At 56.7% G+C, this 22,216-nt stretch carries 25 protein-coding genes; 16 read left to right on the forward strand and 9 right to left on the reverse strand.

The genetic code is table 11. The annotated features are described in order from the left end of the window. The first annotated feature begins 10 nt into the window (after nt 1–10). The 9 genes from ydgT to nth all read left to right on the forward strand — a co-directional run bounded on the left by ydgT (nt 11) and on the right by nth (nt 7,277). Nucleotides 11–226, forward strand: coding sequence for a transcription modulator YdgT (gene ydgT / locus PZBJ_RS23420; protein ID WP_167391211.1), 216 nt, complete (start codon nt 11–13; stop codon nt 224–226). 110 nt (nt 227–336) lie between these two features. Beyond that, on the forward strand, nt 337–780 hold the full coding sequence (locus PZBJ_RS23425) for a DUF2569 domain-containing protein (RefSeq protein ID WP_101764523.1): 444 nt from the start codon (nt 337–339) through the stop codon (nt 778–780). 123 nt (nt 781–903) lie between these two features. Next, the gene (gene rsxA / locus PZBJ_RS23430; protein ID WP_101764524.1) at nt 904–1,485 is read left to right on the forward strand and encodes an electron transport complex subunit RsxA; all 582 of its coding nucleotides are present in this window, start codon (nt 904–906) and stop codon (nt 1,483–1,485) included. Next, complete coding sequence (gene rsxB, locus PZBJ_RS23435; RefSeq protein WP_101764525.1) at nt 1,485–2,063, forward strand: electron transport complex subunit RsxB; 579 nt, start codon at nt 1,485–1,487, stop codon at nt 2,061–2,063. Before rsxA ends, rsxB begins: the two co-directional genes overlap by 1 nt. After that, nucleotides 2,056–4,254, forward strand: a complete 2,199-nt coding sequence (rsxC, locus tag PZBJ_RS23440) for an electron transport complex subunit RsxC (RefSeq protein ID WP_101764526.1) — start codon at nt 2,056–2,058, stop codon at nt 4,252–4,254. The genes rsxB and rsxC overlap by 8 nt, the downstream gene beginning before the upstream one ends. After that, complete coding sequence (rsxD, locus tag PZBJ_RS23445) at nt 4,255–5,313, forward strand: electron transport complex subunit RsxD (protein ID WP_101764527.1); 1,059 nt, start codon at nt 4,255–4,257, stop codon at nt 5,311–5,313. It abuts the gene before it with no gap. Between the two features lie 2 nt (nt 5,314–5,315). After that, nucleotides 5,316–5,951, forward strand: a complete 636-nt coding sequence (rsxG, locus tag PZBJ_RS23450; protein WP_101764528.1) for an electron transport complex subunit RsxG — start codon at nt 5,316–5,318, stop codon at nt 5,949–5,951. Beyond that, on the forward strand, nt 5,944–6,645 hold the full coding sequence (locus tag PZBJ_RS23455) for an electron transport complex subunit E (protein ID WP_008110261.1): 702 nt from the start codon (nt 5,944–5,946) through the stop codon (nt 6,643–6,645). The genes rsxG and PZBJ_RS23455 overlap by 8 nt, the downstream gene beginning before the upstream one ends. Next, nucleotides 6,642–7,277 (forward strand): endonuclease III, encoded by a 636-nt coding sequence (nth, locus tag PZBJ_RS23460; protein ID WP_101764529.1) that lies wholly within the window; start codon nt 6,642–6,644, stop codon nt 7,275–7,277. The genes PZBJ_RS23455 and nth overlap by 4 nt, the downstream gene beginning before the upstream one ends. Before the next feature lie 142 nt (nt 7,278–7,419). On the opposite strand, the gene PZBJ_RS23465 is transcribed toward nth, so the two are convergent. Beyond that, complete coding sequence (locus PZBJ_RS23465; protein ID WP_101764530.1) at nt 7,420–8,109, reverse strand: CTP synthase C-terminal region-related (seleno)protein; 690 nt, start codon at nt 8,107–8,109, stop codon at nt 7,420–7,422. A 653-nt stretch (nt 8,110–8,762) separates the two neighbouring features. Between PZBJ_RS23465 and dtpA the strand changes: the two genes are divergently transcribed. From dtpA to gstA, 3 genes are all read left to right on the forward strand, one after another. Next, on the forward strand, nt 8,763–10,268 hold the full coding sequence (gene dtpA / locus PZBJ_RS23470; RefSeq protein ID WP_101764531.1) for a dipeptide/tripeptide permease DtpA: 1,506 nt from the start codon (nt 8,763–8,765) through the stop codon (nt 10,266–10,268). A 147-nt stretch (nt 10,269–10,415) separates the two neighbouring features. Next, complete coding sequence (locus PZBJ_RS23475) at nt 10,416–11,297, forward strand: LysR family transcriptional regulator (RefSeq protein WP_101764532.1); 882 nt, start codon at nt 10,416–10,418, stop codon at nt 11,295–11,297. 99 nt (nt 11,298–11,396) lie between these two features. Continuing rightward, nucleotides 11,397–12,002 (forward strand): glutathione transferase GstA, encoded by a 606-nt coding sequence (gene gstA / locus PZBJ_RS23480; protein ID WP_206098236.1) that lies wholly within the window; start codon nt 11,397–11,399, stop codon nt 12,000–12,002. A 113-nt stretch (nt 12,003–12,115) separates the two neighbouring features. Here gstA and pdxY read toward each other — a convergent pair whose 3' ends face one another. From pdxY to anmK, 5 genes are all read right to left on the reverse strand, one after another. Next, nucleotides 12,116–12,976, reverse strand: a complete 861-nt coding sequence (gene pdxY, locus PZBJ_RS23485; RefSeq protein WP_101764534.1) for a pyridoxal kinase PdxY — start codon at nt 12,974–12,976, stop codon at nt 12,116–12,118. A gap of 56 nt (nt 12,977–13,032) precedes the next feature. Continuing rightward, complete coding sequence (gene tyrS, locus PZBJ_RS23490) at nt 13,033–14,307, reverse strand: tyrosine--tRNA ligase (RefSeq protein ID WP_101764535.1); 1,275 nt, start codon at nt 14,305–14,307, stop codon at nt 13,033–13,035. A 138-nt stretch (nt 14,308–14,445) separates the two neighbouring features. Then, entirely contained in the window at nt 14,446–15,102 is a 657-nt protein-coding gene (gene pdxH / locus PZBJ_RS23495; RefSeq protein WP_101764536.1) for a pyridoxamine 5'-phosphate oxidase, read from the reverse strand. 20 nt (nt 15,103–15,122) lie between these two features. Then, on the reverse strand, nt 15,123–15,452 hold the full coding sequence (locus PZBJ_RS23500; RefSeq protein WP_101764537.1) for an MliC family protein: 330 nt from the start codon (nt 15,450–15,452) through the stop codon (nt 15,123–15,125). Nucleotides 15,453–15,461: 9 nt separating this feature from the next. Next, nucleotides 15,462–16,583, reverse strand: a complete 1,122-nt coding sequence (gene anmK / locus PZBJ_RS23505; protein ID WP_101764538.1) for an anhydro-N-acetylmuramic acid kinase — start codon at nt 16,581–16,583, stop codon at nt 15,462–15,464. Between the two features lie 275 nt (nt 16,584–16,858). Here anmK and slyB point away from each other — a divergent pair, with 275 nt between their 5' ends. Then, nucleotides 16,859–17,326, forward strand: a complete 468-nt coding sequence (gene slyB / locus PZBJ_RS23510; RefSeq protein ID WP_008110282.1) for an outer membrane lipoprotein SlyB — start codon at nt 16,859–16,861, stop codon at nt 17,324–17,326. Between the two features lie 40 nt (nt 17,327–17,366). Here slyB and slyA read toward each other — a convergent pair whose 3' ends face one another. Next, the gene (gene slyA, locus PZBJ_RS23515; protein WP_007892783.1) at nt 17,367–17,804 is read right to left on the reverse strand and encodes a transcriptional regulator SlyA; all 438 of its coding nucleotides are present in this window, start codon (nt 17,802–17,804) and stop codon (nt 17,367–17,369) included. A gap of 151 nt (nt 17,805–17,955) precedes the next feature. Between slyA and PZBJ_RS23520 the strand changes: the two genes are divergently transcribed. From PZBJ_RS23520 to PZBJ_RS23530, 3 genes are read left to right on the forward strand one after another with little or no spacing between them, the layout of a single operon-like run. Then, a complete protein-coding gene (locus PZBJ_RS23520; RefSeq protein WP_008110284.1) occupies nt 17,956–18,192 on the forward strand; it encodes a DUF1656 domain-containing protein in 237 nt (78 codons plus the stop codon). A gap of 6 nt (nt 18,193–18,198) precedes the next feature. After that, the gene (locus tag PZBJ_RS23525; RefSeq protein WP_101764539.1) at nt 18,199–19,056 is read left to right on the forward strand and encodes an efflux RND transporter periplasmic adaptor subunit; all 858 of its coding nucleotides are present in this window, start codon (nt 18,199–18,201) and stop codon (nt 19,054–19,056) included. Nucleotides 19,057–19,063: 7 nt separating this feature from the next. Then, nucleotides 19,064–21,064 carry an FUSC family protein gene (locus PZBJ_RS23530; protein WP_101764540.1) on the forward strand — a complete coding sequence of 667 codons (2,001 nt, stop codon included), beginning with the start codon at nt 19,064–19,066 and terminating at the stop codon, nt 21,062–21,064. On the opposite strand, the gene PZBJ_RS23535 is transcribed toward PZBJ_RS23530, so the two are convergent. Beyond that, on the reverse strand, nt 21,065–21,532 hold the full coding sequence (locus PZBJ_RS23535) for a hypothetical protein (RefSeq protein ID WP_101764541.1): 468 nt from the start codon (nt 21,530–21,532) through the stop codon (nt 21,065–21,067). A 129-nt stretch (nt 21,533–21,661) separates the two neighbouring features. Beyond that, complete coding sequence (gene sodC / locus PZBJ_RS23540) at nt 21,662–22,180, reverse strand: superoxide dismutase family protein (protein WP_101764542.1); 519 nt, start codon at nt 22,178–22,180, stop codon at nt 21,662–21,664. Nucleotides 22,181–22,216: the final 36 nt, after the last annotated feature.

The following is a 22,216-nucleotide window of genomic DNA, read 5'->3' on the forward strand; positions in this document are numbered from 1 at the left end:
AATGGCAATCATGACTGCATTAGATTACCTGCTGAAATTCCGCAAAGTGAATAATCTCGATAGTCTGGAAAAACTCTACGACCATCTGAATTATTCGCTGACTGATGATAAAGAGATCATCAATATGTATCGCGCCGCCGACCATCGACGTGCTGAACTGGTCTCTGGCGGACGTCTGTTCGATATGGGCCGCGTGCCGAAAACCGTCTGGCGTTACGTGATCTAATTGATTTATCCCCTCTCTATCTGCGCTCTTGCGTTGTCCAGGTCGGGCGTGCCCCGTTTGGACATGATACGCTCTGCATCGCCCTCTTCTCTGCAAACAGGATCTTGTCGATGACCCAACTGGTGAACCCGCCACGTATTGCTGGCTGGCTACTGCTGCCGCTGGCGTGGCTGATCATGACCATGCTGACCAGTGCGCTGGTGGTGGCAATGTATCTGAGCCCGCTGTTTAAACCCGAATTACGCACGACGCTGTTCTCACACGGCGGCACTTTGCTGACGCAATGGTCGATCTCGCTGCTGACTGCTGCGGTGGTATGGGCGTATAGCATTTGGGTGTGCTGGATTTTCTGTAAACGTTCGCGTCGCTTACCGCGCCATTACATCCTGTGGCTGCTGATGACCATCTTGCTGGCGTTAAAAACCTTTGCCTTCACACCGGTGGCCGATGGCAAAGCGATTCAGACTTTGCTGCTGTCGCTGCTGGCGGCTGCGGTGTTTGTGCCCTATTTCAAACGTTCTCAGCGCGTAAAACAGACGTTTATCCAGCCATAATGACGTGAGTTTCGTCAGCAATTTAATTCTGAGTGCTCTCAATGCTCACACAAACCCGTTGAAGGTTGAGATGCACCTCTCAATTCCGGATAATAGACGCCTTTCGGCTTCCCAGGTTAAAAAATGACCGATTACTTACTTCTCTTTGTTGGCACAGTGCTGGTGAACAACTTTGTGTTGGTCAAATTCCTCGGCCTTTGCCCATTTATGGGCGTGTCAAAAAAACTGGAAACGGCCATTGGCATGGGACTTGCCACCACTTTCGTGATCACGCTGGCGGCGATCTGCGCCTGGCTGGTGAATCACCTGATTCTGGTGCCGCTTGATCTGGTCTATCTGCGCACCCTCGCCTATATCCTGGTGATTGCTGTTGTGGTGCAGTTCACCGAAATGGTGGTGCGTAAAACCAGTCCGTCGCTCTATCGCCTGCTGGGTATCTTCCTGCCGCTGATCACCACCAACTGTGCGGTGCTGGGCGTGCCATTATTGAGCGTTAACCTCAATCACACCTTCCTGCAGGCGGCGCTGTATGGCTTCAGTGCGTCACTCGGCTTCTCGCTGGTGATGGTGCTGTTCGCTGGCATGCGCGAGCGTCTGGTGCTGGCGAATGTTCCCGCGCCGTTTAAAGGTAACTCGATTGCGCTGATCACCGCAGGTCTGATGGCGCTGGCCTTTATGGGCTTTACCGGGCTGGTGAAATTCTAATGACCGCGATTTGGATTGCGATTATCGCGCTGGCTGCATTGGGCCTGGTGTTTGGTGCCCTGCTGGGTTACGCCTCACGTCGCTTCGAGGTGGAAGAAGATCCGATTGTTGAGCAGATCGATGAGATTTTGCCGCAGAGCCAGTGTGGTCAGTGCGGCTATCCCGGCTGCCGCCCGTATGCCGATGCGGTGGGTAACAACGGTGAAGCGATCAATAAGTGCGCGCCCGGCGGCGAGCAGACCATGCTCAAGCTGGCCGCGCTGCTCAACGTTGAACCGCAACCGCTCGACGGCGGCGCAGACATGCTGGAGCCGATACGTACCGTGGCATGGATCGATGAAGAGAACTGCATCGGCTGCACCAAATGTATTCAGGCTTGCCCGGTGGACGCCATCGTGGGTGCCACGCGCGCCATGCACACCGTGCTGAGCGATGTCTGCACCGGCTGCGATCTCTGCGTTGCGCCTTGCCCGACCGACTGCATTGAGATGCGCCCGGTTGCCACCACCACGGCCAACTGGAAGTGGAATCTCGACACCATTCCTGTACGGGTGATCCCGGTAGAAACCCATGCTTAATTTGTTAAACCTGTTCCGCAAAGAGAAGTTGTGGGATTTTCAGGGCGGCATCCATCCGCCTGAGATGAAAACACAGTCCAACGGTACGCCGCTGAGCCAGTTACCCCTGCCTGAGCGCTTTATCATTCCGTTAAAACAGCATATCGGACATGAAGGCGAGATTTGCGTGGCGCCCGGCGACAAAGTGCTGCGCGGCCAGCCGCTGACCTTTGGCGGCGGACGCATGCTGCCGGTGCACGCGCCAACGTCCGGCACCATCGAAGAGATTGCGCCACACATGACGGCGCATCCTTCTGGCCTCTCCGAGCTGTGCATTTTCCTGCGTGCCGACGGCGAAGATCGCTGGACCACGCTCGATCCGCAGCCCGATTTTCGCGCCCTGTCGCGTGAAGAAGCGGTAAAACGCATTCACAATGCGGGCATCGCCGGATTAGGCGGCGCGGGCTTCCCGACCGCCACCAAACTGCGCGGCGGCCTGCGCGGCGTAAAAACCCTGATCATCAACGCCGCCGAGTGCGAGCCGTACATCACTGCCGATGACCGTTTAATGCAGGATTGTGCTGCCGAAGTGCTGGAAGGCTGCCGCATTCTGGCGTGGGTGTTGCAGGCGGAACGCGTGCTGATCGGCATAGAAGATAACAAACCGGAAGCCATTGCCGCGCTGAAACAGGCATTGGGCGGCGATCGTGAATTGCAGATTCGCGTGATTCCTACCAAGTATCCGTCTGGTGGCGCGAAACAGCTGACGCAGATTCTCACCGGCCTCGAAGTGCCACACGGCGGACGTTCCACCGATATCGGTGTGCTGATGCAAAACGTCGGCACCGCGTGGGCGGTAAAACGCGCCATCGTAGACGGCGAACCGATCACCGAACGCGTGGTGACGCTGACCGGCGCAGCGCTGGCGCGCCCGCGCAACGTCTGGGGACGGCTCGGTACGCCGATCAGCCACCTGCTGCAGCATGCCGGTTTTACGCCGGGATCGCGCCAGATGGTGATCATGGGCGGTCCGCTAATGGGCTTTACCCTGCCGTCGCTGAACGTGCCGCTGGTGAAAATCTCCAACTGTATTCTGGCGCCGTCGGCCAGCGAAATGGGCAACGATCAGCAAGAGCAATCCTGTATCCGCTGCAGCGCCTGCGCGGATGCCTGCCCAGCGAAACTGCTGCCGCAGCAGCTGTTCTGGTACAGCCAGGGCGGCGATCACGAAAAAGCACGCGCGCACAATATTGATGACTGCATTGAGTGCGGCGCCTGCGCTTACGTCTGCCCGAGTAACATTCCGCTGGTGCAATATTACCGCCAGGAAAAAGCCGAACTGCGCGCCATCGATCTTGAAGCGAAACGTACCGCCGAAGCGAAAGCGCGTTTCGAAGCGCGTCTGGCACGCCTGGAACGCGAAAAACTGGCGCGTGAAGCGCGTCATGAACAGGCTAAACAGCGCGTGGCGCGTAGCGATCAGGGTGAACTCGACGCCGCCGTGGCACGCGTGAAAGCGCGTCAGGAAAAAACGCCGGAGCAGGATGCTGCGGAACGCGAAGCGCGTCATGCACAAGCCTTAGCGCAGCAGGCCGAGAAGCAAGCTGAAACGCAGGCGCTGAGTCGTCAGTCCGGCGATCCGCGTAAAGCGGCGGTGGAAGCGGCAATTGCCCGTGCGAAAGCGAAGAAAGCGGGCGCACCGGCGGCTGACGTCGCGCTTGCCGAGCCGCCAGCTGATGCGCCTGCGGCAGAAGTCGATCCGCGTAAAGCGGCGGTGGAAGCCGCGATTGCGCGTGCGAAGGCGAAAAAAGCTGCCGCTGCGGCAGAACCCGCACCCGCTGAGCCGCCAGCCGTCGCGCCTGCTGCTGAAGTCGATCCGCGCAAGGCCGCCGTTGAAGCGGCGATTGCGCGCGCCAAAGCCAAAAAAGCCGCCGCTTCCGCACAACCCGCTGCACCGGCACCCGCCGAGCCGTCAGCTGATGCACCTGCTGCTGAAGTTGACCCGCGCAAAGCCGCCGTTGAAGCGGCGATTGCGCGCGCCAAAGCGAAGAAAGCCGCGGCTGCCGCGCAGCAGGCTGAAGCCACATCTCCTGAAGTGGAGGCTGCTGCCTCTCCTGACTCCGCCGACCCACGCAAAGCGGCGATTGCCGCTGCGGTCGCCCGTGCCAAAGCGCGTAAAGCGCAGCAGCAGCCTTCGACGACTGAGGATTAAATGGCTTTTCGTATTGCAAGTTCTCCCTATACCCACAACCGCCGCAGCACCGGCAATATCATGCTGCTGGTGGTGTTTGCCGCGCTGCCGGGCATGGCCGCACAATGGTATTTCTTTGGCGTCGGTTTCTTAATTCAGGTTTTGCTGGCCACCGCCACCGCGTGGGCCACCGAAGGGGCGATTCTGCGCCTGCGTAAAACGCCGGTGGTGCCGACCTTATCCGATAACTCTGCCCTGCTCACCGCGTTGCTGCTGGGCATCAGCCTGCCGCCGCTCGCGCCGTGGTGGTTGGTGGTGTTAGGTACCATTTTCGCCATCGTCATCGCCAAACAGCTGTACGGCGGTTTGGGGCAAAACCCGTTTAACCCGGCAATGGTCGGTTACGTGGTGCTGCTGATCTCCTTCCCGGTGCAGATGACCAGCTGGCTGCCGCCCGATAGCCTGCAGGCGATCAAACCCGGCCTGCTGGATTCGCTCAGTATGATCTTCACCCACCACACGCTGGCCGGTGAAACCATGCAGCAGCTGCAGCTCGGCGTTGATGGCGTCAGCCAGGCGACACCGCTCGATACCTTTAAAACCGGCCTGCGTGCTGGGCACAGCGCCGAACAGCTGCTTGCGGAGCCGATTTATAGTGGCGTGTTAGCCGGTGTTGGCTGGCAGTGGGTTAACCTCGGTTATCTGCTGGGCGGTGCGCTGCTGCTGGCAAAGAATGCTATCCGCTGGCACATTCCGGTCAGTTTCCTCGTCTCGCTGGCGTTCTGCGCCACGCTGGGCTGGGTGTTCTCGCCGGAGTCGCTTAACTCACCGCTGATTCACCTGTTCTCCGGTGCCACCATGCTCGGCGCGTTCTTTATTGCTACCGATCCGGTGACCGCCTCCACCACCAATCGCGGCCGCCTGGTTTACGGCGCGCTGATTGGTTTGCTGGTGTGGCTGATTCGCAGCTTTGGCGGCTATCCGGACGGCGTCGCCTTCGCGGTATTGCTGGCCAATATTTGTGTGCCGCTGATTGATTACTACACTCAGCCGCGCGTTTACGGCCATCGCAAGGATTGAAGATGATCGAAGCTATTCGTAAAAATGCGGTGACGCTGGCGGCCTTTGCGGTGATCACCACTGGCGTGACGGCGGTGGTTAACTATGTCACCAAGCCGACGGTGGAGCATCAGACCGCGCTGCAACAGAAAAATTTGTTAGATCAGGTGGTGCCGACCGATCTGTACGACAATCACATCCAGCAAGAGTGTTATCTGGTGACCGATGCGCTGGCGCTGGGCAATGATCGCCCGCACCATCTCTATTTAGCGCGCAAAGGCGATCAGCCGGTGGCCGCCGCGCTTGAGACCACCGCGCCAGACGGCTATTCTGGGGCGATTCAGATGTTGGTCGGCGCCGATTTCCACGGCAAAGTGCTGGGCGTGCGCGTGGTTGAGCACCATGAAACGCCGGGCCTCGGCGATAAAATCGAACTGCGTATTTCAGACTGGATTAACAGCTTCAATGGCAAAGTGATCCACGGCGCGGATGACAAAAATTTTGCGGTGAAAAAAGACGGCGGTGAATTCGACCAATTTACCGGCGCAACCATTACGCCACGCGCGGTGGTCAACGCCACCAAGCGCACCGCGCTGCTGATTGAAACACTGCCAGCGAAGCTTGCTTCGCTGCCTGAATGTGGAGATGCAAATGAGTGAAGCCAAAAATTTACTGGTCGGCGGCCTGTGGAAAAATAACTCCGCGCTGGTGCAGCTGCTCGGTCTCTGTCCGCTGCTGGCGGTGACCTCAACCGCGACCAACGCTCTCGGTTTAGGCCTGGCGACCACGCTGGTGCTGACCATCACCAACAGCGCAATTTCCGCCTCGCGTCGTTGGGTGCCGGCCGAAATCCGTATTCCGATTTACGTGATGATCATCGCTTCAGTGGTGAGCTGCGTGCAGATGCTGATCAACGCCTATGCGTACGGTTTGTATCAGTCGCTCGGCATCTTTATCCCGCTGATCGTCACCAACTGCATTGTGGTGGGTCGCGCCGAAGCGGTCGCCTCAAAGAGCAGCATTCCGCTTTCGGCGCTGGACGGTTTTGCCATCGGCATGGGCGCAACCTGCGCGATGGTGACGCTGGGATCGATTCGTGAACTGATTGGCAGCGGCACACTGTTCAACGGGGCGGATCAGCTGCTGGGGCCGTGGGCCAAAGCGCTGCGTATTGAAGTGGTGCACTTTGATTCCCCGATGCTGCTGGCGATGCTGCCACCGGGCGCCTTTATCGGCCTTGGCATGCTGCTGGCAGCAAAATACCTGATCGATCAGAAGATGAAACAGCGTGCGGCCACCCGTGCAGCAGCGCCTGAAGCGGAGCCGCAAGGCGCAACCGGGAAAGCGGTGTGAATAAAGAGAAACGCGCGCAGATCCTGACGCGCCTGCGTGATGAGAATCCGCATCCGACCACAGAACTGAACTTCAGCACGCCGTTTGAGTTGTTGATTGCGGTATTACTCTCCGCGCAAGCCACCGACGTCAGCGTCAACAAAGCTACCGCGAAGCTCTATCCGGTGGCGAATACCCCGGCAACGATGCTGGCGCTGGGCGTGGATGGCGTGAAGGAGTACATCAAAACCATCGGCCTGTTTAACAGCAAGGCGGAGAACGTCATCAAGACCTGCCGCATTCTGCTGGAACAGCACGGTGGCGAAGTGCCGGAAGATCGTGCGGCGCTGGAAGCGCTGCCGGGCGTCGGGCGTAAAACCGCCAACGTGGTACTGAATACCGCTTTCGGCTGGCCGACCATCGCCGTTGATACCCATATTTTCCGCGTCAGCAATCGCACCCGCTTTGCGCCGGGCAAGAATGTGGAAGAAGTGGAAGATAAGCTGCTGAAAGTGGTGCCGGCGGCGTTTAAAGTCGATTGCCATCACTGGCTGATTCTGCACGGTCGCTATACCTGCGTGGCGCGCAAACCGCGTTGCGGATCCTGTCTGATCGAAGATCTGTGTGAATTCGACGCCAAAACCGAACTCTGAATCGCGGGCTCTGACACATTTGCTGCGTCACGGCAAATGTGCCCTTTTCAACTGCGCGCACTAAAGCTTCATAGCGGGCCCCGGCCAGCGCACTCGCTGCTGGCTTAACTGACACGCATTACGCCATAGACAAGCTGCGTATTTAACCTGCGGCGGCCTGCAACCAGGCGACCACCAGCGGCGACAGCCGGTTTTGTAACGCTGCCCGCTCGGACTGGAACAAGGTGGCGACAAAGAACGGGTGATCGGTCAATTCAATGCCGCGCACGTCGCCTTCCATATCCCACGACGTGATCTGCAGATTCTGCGTCGCCAGCGCTGCGCTGAACTCGGCGTTGACGCCAAAGTTGCAGTGATAACCCTCATCGCTCTGTAACGCACCGTAAGCCCGAGCAATACGTGAACCCGGCTGGAAGGTCACGCTGCCACGCTGTTCCACCAGCGAACACGCCAGTGGCGCAATCACCCAGCGACCGCTAGGATCGGTTTCCGCATGCGCCGCATCTTCCCAGCCCAGCACATTGCGCGCGTACTCAACGATGGCGTACTGAAATCCGCCGCACGAGCCCAAAAATGGCTTACCGCTTTCCCGCGCCCAGCGAAGGGTGGCAAACACGCCCGCATCATTGAGATAAGGACTGCCCGGAACCAGCCAAATCGCCTGGTAATCATTGAGGTTGTGCTGATTGAGTTCCGGCGTGGCGATCCAGTCGGCGCTGACGTTGAGTGAAAGGGTTTTTGCAGCGAGTTGTACAGTGGGAGGAATGGCCTGATGCGCAACGGCATTAGCACGGTAATCGCCAATCAGGGCGACACGAATCGACTTCATCATGACTACGTCCTTTCAGGGAAAAAAGGAGGTTACAGCAAAGTTAACCCGCTGTCTAAACGCCTTTAAACGTCGATTTATGCGGCTTTCGTTTCCACGCATTGCGCTTATGGACGCCTGTTTATCTGCCAAATAAGGTGTCGGACCGCGCTAATCTTCGCCAGATGTCAGCTACGCAAACGTTTTCTTCTTTTACCCTGATAATTAATTCGTGGTTTTGTGCGCAGGATCAACTAATTAGCGTTCTGGAATCTTTTGACTGCTTATTACGCTCACCAATCAAGCTGTTGTGCTTATATTGTGCGCAACGGCAATAATAATCTCTGTATAAATTATGGTCTTTAGCGTTATGTTCTGATAAATCCGCTCTGAGCAGTTTATATCAGGAAAATGATCTTCCCGATCTGCATTTCACCTGTTTATCCTGATATAATGCCCTCAAGCGAGATTTAACACTAATTTACAACTTTGTATAACGGCATTAACCCTACCTATTGCAAGTATTTCAGCGTGCAAAAAATGCTTGCCCTGTTGGACTGATTCAGCCAAATTAGTCGCCGTTTTTCCTTTCTAATAACAATGTTGCGCGGGATTACCCAGCCCGACGCAGACTTAATTCCTGTCGCAAAACAGGCTATGTTAAAACTGAGGTATACGTGTCAACTGCAAACAAACACACTGACGGGGCGCCAAGCCTCAACGCTTTTAAGCAACCGAAAGCGTTTTATCTGATCTTCTCCATCGAACTGTGGGAACGTTTTGGTTACTACGGCCTGCAAGCCATCATGGCGGTTTACCTGGTTAAACAGCTGGGCATGTCCGAAGCGGACTCCATTACGCTGTTCACCTCGTTTAGCGCGCTGGTGTATGGTTTAGTCGCTATCGGCGGCTGGCTCGGCGATAAAGTGCTGGGTACCAAACGCGTCATCGTGCTTGGCGTAATGGTGCTGGCGCTGGGTTATGCGCTGATTGCCTTCTCCGGCCATGACACCTCAATGGTGTATATCGGCATGGCGACTATCGCGGTAGGTAGCGGTTTGTTTAAAGCTAACCCGTCTTCCCTGCTGTCGACCTGCTACGAGAAAGATGACGCGCGCCTCGACGGTGCCTTCACTATGTTCTACATGTCGATCAACATCGGTTCGCTGTTCTCGATGATGCTGACGCCGTGGCTGGCCGCGAAATATGGCTGGGGCGCCGCGTTCTCGCTGTCGGTTGTCGGTCTGGTGATCACGCTGCTGAACTTCCTGTTCTTCCAGCGTGTAGTGAAAAACTACGGATCCAAGCCGGATTTTGCCCCGCTGCAGATGGGTAAACTGCTGATGACGCTGATTGGCGTGGTAGCACTGATTGCGCTGGCGGCCTGGCTGCTGCATCACCAGAGCATCGCACGTATGACGCTGGGCGTCATCGCCGCAGGTATCGTGGTGATCTTCGCTAAAGAAGCCTTCGCGCTGAAGGGGGCAGCACGTCGTAAGATGATCGTGGCCTTCCTGCTGATGGTTGAAGCGATTGTGTTCTTCGTGCTCTACATGCAGATGCCGACCTCACTTAACTTCTTCGCTATTCGCAACGTTGAGCACGCGATTCTCGGCATCACCTTTGAGCCGGAGCAGTTCCAGGCGCTGAACCCGTTCTGGATTATGCTGGCAAGCCCGATTCTGGCCGCGGTGTACAACAAGCTTGGCGATAAAATGCCGATGCCACACAAATTCGCCTTCGGTATGGTGCTGTGTTCAGCGGCCTTCCTGGTGCTGCCGTTTGGTGCCAAATTTGCCAACGAAGCCGGTATCGTCTCAGTGAACTGGCTGATCCTTAGCTATGCGCTGCAGAGCATTGGCGAGCTGATGATTTCCGGTCTGGGCCTGGCAATGGTGGCACAGCTGGTACCACAACGTTTAATGGGCTTCATCATGGGTTCGTGGTTCCTGACCACCGCGGGTGCGGCAATGATTGCCGGTAAAGTCGCGAACCTGATGGCGGTGCCGAATGATGTGACCGATCCACACACGTCACTGGCGGTCTACAGCCATGTGTTCCAGCAGATTGGTATCGCCACCGGCGTAATCGCCCTGCTGATGTTAATCACCGCGCCACTGCTGAACCGCATGACGCAGGATGATAGTCAAACTGAACTGAAACGCGCCAGCGCCAATCAGTAAGCAGAAAGCCGGGCATGTCCCGGCTTTTTTCTACCGACTATTTCGCCGCCATTCACATTTCCTTTAACGATTTCTGCTACCCACACTTCGCTTTTTGCTCGCTTAACTTCATGATGTCGGCTCACTGTTAATCTGAGTGGAATAAGCATGGACAGGTTTGATGAGCTTGAGGTATTTGTCGCGGTTATCCAGCAAGGCAGTTTGGCTGGCGCCGCACGTTTGTTACAGCGATCGCCACCGGTCATCACGCGCACCCTCAACACCCTTGAAGCCCGCCTCGCCACCACTTTGATTGAACGCACCACACGCCAGCTGGCACCCACCGAAGCTGGCTGGCAGCTGTTTGAGCAGGCACAGCGCGTGCTGAGCGATTATCAGCGCGCCATCGACAGCGCTCACCACAGCGGCCTGCATGGCTTGCTGCGTTTAACCGCGCCGGTGCAGTTTGGTCGTCGCCACGTCATGCCCCTGGTGAATGCCTTCCTGCAACAGCATGCGGAGATGCAGATTGAATTGGTGCTCAGCGACAGCTATCAGGACCTGATCGAGAACGGCCTCGATATCGCGCTGCGCATTGGTGCACTGCAGGACTCTTCGATGGTGGCGCGTCAGGTTGGCACTGTGCGTTCAACGCTGGTTGCCAGCCCCGACTATCTGCAACAGGCTGGCACGCCTATTCATCCCACTGAACTGACTCAACATGCGTTAGTGACGAGCTTGCGCCATACGCGCGAGTGGCGCTTCGCTCACGACCTGCGCGTGCGCATCACGCCGCGTCTGCGGGTTAATGACGTGGAGAGCCAGCTGGAAGCGCTGCGCAGCGCACACGGCATCGGACGGCTGCTGTCGTATCAGGTTCTTGACGATATCCACAGCGGGAAACTGCTGCGCTTGCTGCCAGAATGGGAACCCGCGCCGCTTCCGGTGCAGTTAGTGACCCAGCGTGTGAAGAATATGACGCCTAAAGTGCGGCAATTTTGGGATTTTGCGCTCGAAAAGCTGCCGTTACTGCCATGCTTTGCTGAATAAACCTGAACGGTGACCGCAATTCCTGATCGCAGTCACGGGTAAATATCCCTGGCAGACTTATGCTGCTTTGATCACCACAACATTCAAGGAGAAGCCATGATGAAACTCTATTGTAAGCCCGGTGCCTGTTCGCTATCACCGCATATTGTCGCGCTGGAATGCGGGCTCGACTTCACCCAGGTGAACGTGGACCTGCAGAAGAAAGTGACCGAGCAGGGAGAAGATTATTGGCAGATTAACCCGAAAGGACAAGTGCCGGCGCTGCAGTTTGACGATGGCAGCATCCTGACCGAAGGCGTGGCGATTGTACAATATCTGGCGGATCTTAAGCCGGATCGCCACCTGCTGGCACCGACCGGCAGCCTGACGCGCTATCACACGCTGGAGTGGTTGAGTTTTGTCAGCAGCGAACTGCACAAAAGTTTTAGCCCGCTGTTCCGTCCGGATACGCCGGAAGAGTACAAAACCATTGCCCGTGCGCAGCTGGAGAAAAAGTATCAGCAGGTGAATGAGGCGTTGCAGGATAAACAGTGGCTGCTGGGATTACGCTTTACCGTTGCCGATGTGTATCTGTTCGTGGTGACGCGCTGGGCTAAAGCCATCAAGCTGGATTTAGCGGGGCTGGATGCGCTGGAAGCCTGGTTTAATCGGGTTGCAGAGCGCCCAGTGGTGCAGGCGGCATTGAAGGCGGAAGGTTTGGTTTAATCCGGCGCTATTCTTCGTCGGGTCGCTATCAGTGCGTACGCCCCAGATCGTTGGATCGTCATTCATGGTGAGCTGAATGGCAGGTGCGCAGGACTGCGCACCTCACGGGGAATTTACAGCTTTTCAGCGGCGAAATGCTGTGTCGGCTTGGCAATCGCATCCTGCGCGGCCACCAACTGCAATTCGTACTCGCCCATTTCGTGGGTTTTCAGCATCACTTCATAAACCGCCGCGGTGATGTGCTCGAGCGCATCCTGCAGCGACTTGCCGTGCAGCAGATCGACCAGCAGCAGACCGCTGGTGAGATCGCCCACGCCAACCGGCTGACGCACGCCAAAGTCCACCAGCGGACGGCTGATGTGCCAGCACTCATCGGCGGTCACCAGCAGCATCTCAAAACGATCGCTACGACGTCCGGCACGCGCCAGATGTTTCACCAGCACCACTTTCGGGCCTTTGCTAATCAGTTCTCGTGCCGCAACCACCGCTTGCTCGACGTTGGCCACTTCATGGCCGCTGAGCATCTCCAGCTCCAGCAGGTTCGGGGCGATGATGTCACTGGCGGGCAACGCCATTTTACAGTGAAACTCCGCCACGCCCGGCGCCACGATGCAGCCTTTCTCCGGATGGCCCATCACCGGATCGCAGAAGAACCACGCATGCGGATTGGCTTCTTTCACCAGACGCACGATTTCCAGAATCTGTTCGCCCTGCTCCGCCGATCCCAAATAGCCGCTCAGCACCGCATCACAGGTTTTCAGGCGGTCAACTGCCGCAATGCCTTTAACGATGTCGGTCAAATGCGTGGCGGGCATTACGGTGCCGGTCCAGTGTCCATATTGGGTGTGATTAGAAAATTGCACGGTATTCAGCGGCCAAACGTTTGCGCCCATGCGGCGCATCGGGAATTCGGCAGCGCTGTTACCGGCGTGTCCGTAAACAACGTGAGATTGAATTGCGAGAATATTTTTCATTTTGCCCTGTACTGCTGTCTTGCCATAAAAAAGGGCCGGAAGCCGGCCCTGAACGCTTACTGCCAGTTAATCAGGCAGTAATGTTTTTTACCGCGACGCAACAACGTGAAACGTCCAAACAGTTTATCGCTGTCGCTGAAACGGTACTCCGCATCTGACTGTTTTTCGCCATTCAGCGATACCGCGTTAGAACCGATCATGGTGCGCGCCTGGCCGCGTGATGGCACCAGCTCAGCCGCCACCAGCGCCTGCTGCAAATCGTCTTCTGCCGTCAGCGTGATGGTTGGCATGCCGTCCTGCGCTAGTTGCTCGAAGTCCGCTTCGGTCATCGCGCTCAGGCTGCCGGAGAACAGGCTCTCGGTGATGCGTTTTGCCGCAGTCAAGCCGCTTTCGCCGTGCACCAGACGCGTCACCTGCTCAGCCAGCACGTATTGCGCGCGTGGCGCTGTGCCGCTGTTTTTGTCTTCTTCTTCCAGCGCATTGATCTCTTCAATGCTCATGAAGGTGAAGAACTTCAGGAAGCGATATACGTCGGCATCCGCAGTGTTGATCCAGAACTGGTAGAACTTGTATGGACTGGTTTTCTTCGCATCCAGCCACACTGCGCCACCTTCGGTTTTACCGAACTTGGTACCGTCAGACTTGGTGATCAGCGGTACGGTCAAGCCCCACGCCTGCTGCTGATGCAGACGACGCGTCAGATCGATACCGGAGGTGATGTTGCCCCACTGATCGGAACCGCCAATCTGTAGCACCACATTGTGACGCTTGTTCAGCTCCGCAAAGTCATAACCCTGCAGCAGGTTGTAGGAGAACTCGGTGTAAGAGATGCCCTGATCTTCGCGGTTCAGACGCTGTTTCACCGCTTCGCGGTTGATCATCTGATTCACTGAGAAGTGCTTACCGATGTCGCGCAGGAAGGTCAGCACGTTCATGCCGCCAAACCAGTCGTAGTTGTTCGCGGCAATCGCGCTGTTGTCGCCGCAATCGAAGCTGAGGAAAGGCGCGACCTGGTTGCGGATCTTATCCACCCACTCGCCAACGGTTTCAGCGGTGTTAAGTTTACGTTCTGCTGCTTTAAAGCTGGGATCGCCAATCAGACCGGTGGCACCACCCACCAGCGCGACCGGCTTGTGTCCGGCATCCTGAAAACGTTTCAGGCAGAGCAGCGGCACCAGATGGCCCAAATGCAAGCTATCAGCGGTAGGATCGAAGCCGCAATAGAGTGCAATTGGCCCTTGCGCCAGTCGCTCTGCTAACGCTTCTTCATCCGTTACCTGGGCGACTAAGCCCCTTTCTTGCAATTGTTGTATCAGGTTACTGCTGGTCATCACTGACTCCAAATTGATCAGACTGCACCTAGGCTGGTACACAGCTTTCCGCTGACGTGCGGAGACGAAAAAAAGAGGGCTATAGCATAAAGCGCTGACGCCAACTGCGCCAGCGTTGAAAGGGGATAAAACGCAGTTTTACGGGGCTAAACGGTCAATCGACCAGCCATTGTCATTACGCTGGTAGAGGAAGCGATCGTGCAGACGATGTTCGCCGCCCTGCCAGAACTCCACGGTGTGGAATCTGACACGGTAGCCGCCCCAGAAACTCGGCAGCGGCACGTCGCCCTGCTGGAATTTCTGTTTGAGTTCGAGGAACTTGCCTTCCAGCACGCCGCGCGCCGAGATGCGGCTTGATTGCTTCGACACCCATGCGCCAATCTGGCTATCACGCGGGCGGCTGCTGAAGTACTTCAGTACCTCCAGCGGCGACAGTTTTTCCACTTCGCCCAGCACCATCACCTGACGCTCAAGGAAGTGCCATGGAAAGTGCAGCGAAATACGCGGATTCTCTGCCAGCTGCAGCGCCTTGCGGCTGCCGAGATTGGTATAGAACACCATGCCTTGCTCGTCGTAATGCTTCAGCAGCACGATGCGCTGATAAGGTTGGCCGCTGCTGTCAACGGTGGCGACCGTCATTGCCGTCGGATCCGGCAACTGCGCGGTGCAGGCCTGCTGCAGCCACTGCTCAAACAGCGCCAAAGGGTTATCGGGCAGATCTTTACGTCGCAGCCCGCCGCGGGTGTATTCACGACGCAGATGGGCAATATGTTGCAAGCTGTCACTGTCGCTCATGCTGTTTCTCTTTCTCACGTTTACTGAACGGAGGTATCCGCGTTCTGCAGTTCACAATCATTAATCACGATTTTGTTATTACGTTCAACAAAAGCGCCATTGCCTTTTGACCAGAAGACGTAAGTGCCGTCGCTGTAGCGCGCGCCAGAGGCCGACACCGTTTGTGCCAGCGTCAGGGGCTTACCATCCAGAATAAAGCTCACCTGCTGCTTCGCGTTATCCTGAGTGACCGTCAGCGGCAAAGTCCCGCACTGATAGCGCAGCTGTTGCGGTGTCTCTTCCTGCTTATGCATCATGCCGCAGCCACTTAATAGCGCCACGCTGCTCAGTATCATCATTATGTTTTTCATTTTTACCTCTTAACGACCAAGTCGGGGATTGGCGGGGTAAATTGCGCCCAATACGCTCATGTCCCGCGCACCCGTTACCGCTGGCAGGTTGCCCGGTAACCCATTTAATGTGCGAAACGCCAGCCACGCAAAGGCCAGCGCTTCCATATCATCACCGCTGATGCCCGCTTCGTCGGTGGTACCGACTTCCGTTCCCGACAGATGCGTGGCTAGCCGCGCCATCAGCAGTGGATTTCGGCTGCCACCACCGCAGACCAACAGACGATCGCAACCGTCGTTGAGCTGCACCTGCTGCGCAATGGTTAACGCCGTCAGCTCGGTCAGCGTGGCCTGTACATCCTGTGGTGCCAGCGCCGGGAAACGCTGCAGCTGCTGCTCGATCCAGCTGAGATTGAAATATTCGCGCCCGGTGCTTTTTGGCGGCGGCAGTGCAAACCACGGATCGCTGAGCATCAACTCCAGCAGCGCTGGAACCACCTGTCCGCTGCGCGCCCAGGCGGCATCTTTGTCGTACGGCAAACCTTTGTTGCGCCAAATCCACGCATCGATCAGCATATTGCCCGGCCCGGTATCAAAACCGCGTACCGGCTGGCCGGGGAGCAGCAGTGACAGATTAGCGATGCCGCCGATGTTCAGCACCATGCGGCGCTCAACGCTGTCCATCAACAGCGCCTGATGGAAAGCCGGCACCAGCGGCGCGCCCTGCCCGCCGAGCGCCATATCGCGGCGACGAAAATCCCCAATCACCGTGACGCCGGTTGCCGCCGCGATCTGGTTGTTATCGCCAATTTGCAGTGTATTCGGCGCATCACTTTGCGGCTCATGCCACACCGTTTGTCCGTGGCAGCCAATCGCCATAATGTCGCTGGCCTCCAGCGACTGCTGGTGCATCAAGGTTAAAACCGCCTCGGCGAACAGCTTGCCCAGCCGCGTATCCAGCTGCCCGAGCTGCGACAGCGTCAAGGTTTGCCCCTGACAAATGGCCAGCACCTGCTGGCGCAATTCCTGCGGGATGGGATGACAATAGCTGGCCTGCTGCGCCACCATTTGACCATCAATGGCCGCCAGTACCACGTCCACGCCATCAAGGCTGGTGCCGGACATCACGCCAATATAGCGTCCTGATTTCATAGCGGTTCACTCCCTTAACATCGTCTGGCTTAAGCCTGGCAAATTACCGGGTCTAATTCTATGATAAAATTCCGCTTTTCAGCGTCACTGCACAGTGCATTCCAGCTCAAAAATATTTTCGTTGGGTAATTGAATTTTTGTTGAGGGACGATGGTCTATGCTTCGCCCCAGCCGCGTTTTATACGGACTTAGCGTCATTTGCCAGTTTTCTGTCTTATACTCTGTGCAGTACAGGATGAGAAATATGGCGTTTTTTTGCATTAAGGAGCGTTCTGATGATTAAGCGTTTTGTAGCCGTGGCGTTGACCGGCTTAACTCTGGCAGGTTGTGCCAACGACAGCACCCTTTCCGGTGACGTTTACAGCGCCAGCGAAGCTAAACAAGTACAAAGTGTTTCCTATGGCACGCTGGTTTCTGTTCGTCCGGTGAAAATCCAGGGCGGCGATGAAAACAACGTGATTGGCGCAATTGGTGGTGCAGTACTGGGCGGTTTCCTCGGTAACACCATTGGCGGCGGCAGCGGTCGCAGTCTGGCAACCGCTGGCGGTGCGGTACTCGGTGGCGTAGCCGGTCAGGGCGTTCAGGGTGCGGTCAACAAATCTGACGGTGTCGAGCTGGAGATCCGCAAGGATGATGGCAACACCATCATGGTGGTGCAGAAGCAAGCTGCCACCCGTTACTCGGTTGGCCAGCGCGTCGTGATGGCGTCAAACGGCAGCCAGGTTACCGTTTCGCCACGTTAAGCGAACAGATAAAAAAAACCGACGCCTGGCGTCGGTTTTTTTATTTCTCGCGGTTATGAAACTCAAGAATGTTTTTTTCCAGCCGCGCAATCAGCGTCACCATCTGATTGATCTCCTCCAGGCTGATGCCGGAAAGAATGTCATCGCGCGTGGCATCAATTACATTCTCAACCTGCTCGATAATCGGCTCAGCCTGCTTGGTCAACTTGATGCGCTTGGCGCGACGATCGTTGGCGCAGGTCGCGCGGGTGATCAATCCTTTCTCTTCCAGCTGATCCAGCGTGCGCACCAGTGAAGGCTGCTCAATGCCGATCGCTTTGGCCAGCTGAATTTGAGACTGCTCTGGCGGGAGTTGATGAATATTGTGTAGCGTCACCCAGTGTGTTTGTGTCAACTCAAGCGGTTTTAAACGCTGATCGATTAACGCGCGCCAAATGCGCACCAGACGAGACAGATCGGTTCCCAAGGGCGTATCCATTGCATCTCCTTATAATTAGCTTGCTAGCTATTAAGCCAGATTTTACACTATTCTGCGAGTTTACCTGGCAAATTACAAATACCAGGCCTGCATATACGCTTGCCGTCTACGCGCTATTTAGATGATTCCCGGTCAAAAAGGATGATGACACGTGTCCCTAACCGCCTTTTCCCCCAGCGCCCCGCTTACCGACCTGGTGTTCGGTGCGTCGCTGTTTTTTCCGCCGCTGTTTAAAGCGGTGTTACTCGGTTTCTTTTTCTGGTTGTTGATTCACCCGCTGATACGCGGCTGGATCTACTCTGGCGATGTCTGGCATCCCACCTTGATGGACCTTTCCCTGTTTGTACTGTGCGTCGCTGGCGCATTGTGGTTACTGAGCCTCGGATAAATCACTATGAAATTCAACCCTTTTAAGTATTTTTCAACCCTGGTGATTTTTGCGCTGGCCCTGCTTGCCGGATGGTGGATGTGGAATTACTACATGCAATCGCCATGGACGCGTGACGGCAAAGTGCGCGCCGAGCTGGTGGATATCACGCCGGAAGTGTCCGGTCGCATCATCGCTCTGGAAGTGCGCGACAATCAGTTTGTGCATAAAGGCGACGTGCTGCTGAAGCTCGATCCGGTGCCGTGGCAAATTGCGCAGGCCAATGCCGAAGCCCAACTGGCTAAAGCGCAGGCCGATCTGGCCAAAGCGCAGCATGAAGCCAATCGCCGCGCCAGCCTGCCGCGCAACGTCATTTCAGCGGAAGATATGGATGCCGCCCGCTTAACCGCCAATGCTGCCGCAGCGACGGCAAAAGCGGCGCAGGCTAGCCTCGATCAGGCACGCTGGAATCTTGAGCAAACCACCATTACCGCGCCCACCGATGGCTGGATCAGCAACCTGACGCTGCGCACCGGCAACTATGCCAGCGCCGGTACGCCACTGTTTGCGCTGGTCGACAGCCACTCTTACTACGTGATGGGCTATTTCGAAGAGACTAAGCTGCGCCATATTCAGCCCGGCGCAGCCGCGCAAATTGTGTTGTACAGCAACGGCGCGCACTTGCAGGGTTCAGTGGAAAGTATCGGACGCGCCATTTATGACCAAAGCGTCGCCAGCGATGGCGGGCTGGTGCCCGATATCAAGCCTAACGTGCCTTGGGTGCGCCTGGCGCAGCGCGTGCCGGTGCGTATTCGCTTAGACGCGTTGCCGGAAGGTGTGCCGCTGGTGGCGGGCACCACCTGCACCATCTCCATCGCCCACTGAGGTTGTGATGAATTTTCAGTGGCTGGCGTGGCAAAATCTGCCGTGGATAAAAGCAAGTGGGGGCGAGTGGCGCTACGCGCTGCGTAATGGCATCGCGATGTGTCTCGCCTTGACCATCGCCTATGCGCTGCAACTCGATCAACCTTACTGGGCCATGACCTCGGCGGCGGTGGTGAGTTTTCCCACCGTCGGCGGCGCCATCAGTAAAAGTCTGGGGCGCATCGTTGGCAGTTTGCTCGGTGCCAGCGCCGCGCTGCTGATCGCCGGACACACGCTGAACGAACCCTGGCTGTTTGCCTTTTTCATGGCCGGGTGGCTGGCGTTCTGTACCTGGATCGCCAATCACTACCAAAATAACGTGGCCTACGCGTTTTCGCTGGCGGGTTATACCGCCGCCATCATCGCCTTTAGCAGCGTCAACATCACCGATGTCACTCAGCTGTGGGATATCGCCCAGGCGCGCGTGTGCGAAGTGATCTCCGGCATCCTGTGTGCCGGATTGATGATGATGATTCTGCCCAGCACCTCAGATGGCAACGCGCTGATGAGTTCACTGCGTCAGATGCACGCGCGTTTGCTGGATCATGCGGTGTTATTACTGCAGCAAAGCAGCACTGATAACGTGCGCACCGCCCATGAGAATGTCATTAGCCAGATTCTCACCATGAACCTGCTGCGCATTCAGGCGTTCTGGAGCCACTATCGCTTCCGCCGCCAGAACAACGTGCTGAACTATGTACTGCACCAGCAGCTGCGTCTCACCAGTGTACTCTCCAGCCTGCGCCGCATGTTGCTGAATTGGCCCGATGCGCCACCCGAACTTTACGACGCCATGGCCAAACTGTTGCAGGAACTGGCGCAGCCGCAGTGCGACAAATACCGTTTGGCGCTGATTCTGCGTGGCATCACGCCATCAGCAACCGGTGATTACCGTCAACGCGCCTTCGTCCAGCGACTGCGTTATTTCTGCTGGGTGTATCTCAATGTGAATCGCTGGATTCGCCTGATTGAACGCGCCGATGCCGATACCCGTTTTCAGCCGCCGTATACGCCCTCGCTGGCGCGCGAAAGCGACAGTGCTGAAGCCGGCTGGAGCGCGCTGCGCACCTTCAGCGTCATCATGCTGGGCTGCGCCTTTTGGATCACCACGCAATGGGATTCCGGTGCCGCCGCCCTGACGCTTACCGCCATCGCCTGCGTGCTTTACTCCTCCGCGCCCTCGCCCAGTGGCAGCGTCTCGCTGTTGCTGAAAACCTTGCTGTGGCTGTCGCTGTTTAGCTTTGTGCTGCAGTTTGGTTTGATGGTGCAAATCAGCGCGCTGTGGCAGTTTTTACTGGTGCTGTTCCCGCTGCTGCTCACCTTGCAGTTGTTCAAACTGCAGCAGAAGAAACGCGCCGGGATGTGGGGGCAATTCATTGTTTTTATGGGATCCTTTATCGCCGTCACCAATCCGCCGGACTGGGATTATCAAAGCTTCCTCAATGACAATATCGCCAAGGTGTGCGGCGTAATGCTGGCGTGGCTGGCGTTTCAGGTGCTGCGTCCCAGTTCCGATGCGCGTCGCAGTCGTCGGCATATTCGTGCCCTGCGCCATGCGTTTCTCGACCAGCTTCGCCGCCATCCGCGCCTGAGCGAAAGCCACTTCGAATCACAGATTTATCATCATATTAGTCAGCTCAGTAACAGTCGTGACGAGCAGGCGCGCGTCTGGCTGCTGCGCTGGGGCGTGGTGTTACTGAACTGTTCCCACATTGTCTGGCAGCTGCGCCAATGGCAGCCGACGTCGGCTACGCTTAGGCAAATGCGTGATAGCAGCCTGCAGGATCTGCAACGAATTATAAGTCTGCGCGGGGTGCATCACACCGCGCTGCAGGCCACGCTGGATGAGCTGGAAACCCTGATTGAGCAACTGCAGCAGCAACAGGAGAGCGAAGCCAATACGCTGGCGGGCATTTTGTGGCGACTGCGCTGCTCACTGGCCCAGTTAGCGCAGGCGGTACCGGATTGATTACTGGCAATATTGCGTGGTCTGACGATTAAAATCATCCTGCAACTGCTGCAGCGATTTCTGTCCTTCAAAGCGGGTTTTATCCTGATCGGACATCGGTTCAATCACCAGCGCCTTCTCTTCTGAAGAGTAGATAAAGCGGCGATACAAAGTGGTGCCGGTGAAACTTTTGCCCTGAATACCGCCGCACACCACTGTCATCGCATGACGATAAGTTTCGCTGTGGGTGAAGTTGGTTTCGGTGGCGCTGCGCAAGACATTTTCGCAGCCATTGGCTTCGAGCCGATGAAGGGTGTGCTGAGTCAGCCATTCACGACCACGCGCAATCTTCTCACAGCCGACGCGCAGCGGATTGGTATCAATGGTGCGTTGCAGTTGTCGACTGGCATCTAAACGCAGCTGTGTGTCGTTGGGTTGATCGCATCCCACCAGCAATAAACATAACAACATCATCCCACGCGCTTTCATTCCTGCCCCTGAAGGTTTTATTCCTGAATCAATATCATAGGATGGAAAAACCGCGGAGAGTAGCAAGAAAATGGGTCAACTTTTTTCAGCGTGAGGAAAGGGGGCGACAAGCTGCTGCCGCCCAAAGCATTAAATTACGCCGCAGGCAAAACGCGCCCCGCCGCCGCCAAGCGGTTGCGGATGGTCGGCATGATTATCGCCGCCCACATGCACCATCAAGGCTTTACCTTTGATTTCACTCAGGGATTTGATGCGTGGCGCAACGACCGGATACGTCGCCTTGCCATCTTCTGTGACAAACAGCGCGGGTAAGTCGCCAAGGTGACCATCGGCATACGGGCCAAGATGCTTGCCGGTTTTTTGCGGATCGAGATGTCCGCCCGCCGCACCGGCCGCCACCGTTTTACCGTCCGACTCGCCCGGTTCACAGCTGCCTTTAGCATGGACGTGGAAACCATGAATGCCGGGTTTCAGGCCGCTTAACGCTGGGGTAAATTGCACACCGTATGGCGTTTCGCTAAGCGTGACGGTGCCAATCGCTGCCCCGATGCCTTGCGCCGTGGTTTCATGCAGCGTGACTTCTTCTGACGCCGCCTGCGCACCCGCGGCGCAGGCCAGAGCCAGCATAACAATGAGGGTTTTCTTCATAACGTCTCCTTACGGTTAGATTCCCTCTAAGCCTGG

It is taken from the genome of Pantoea endophytica (assembly GCF_002858935.1).
Taxonomy (GTDB): Bacteria; Pseudomonadota; Gammaproteobacteria; order Enterobacterales; family Enterobacteriaceae; genus Pantoea; species Pantoea leporis.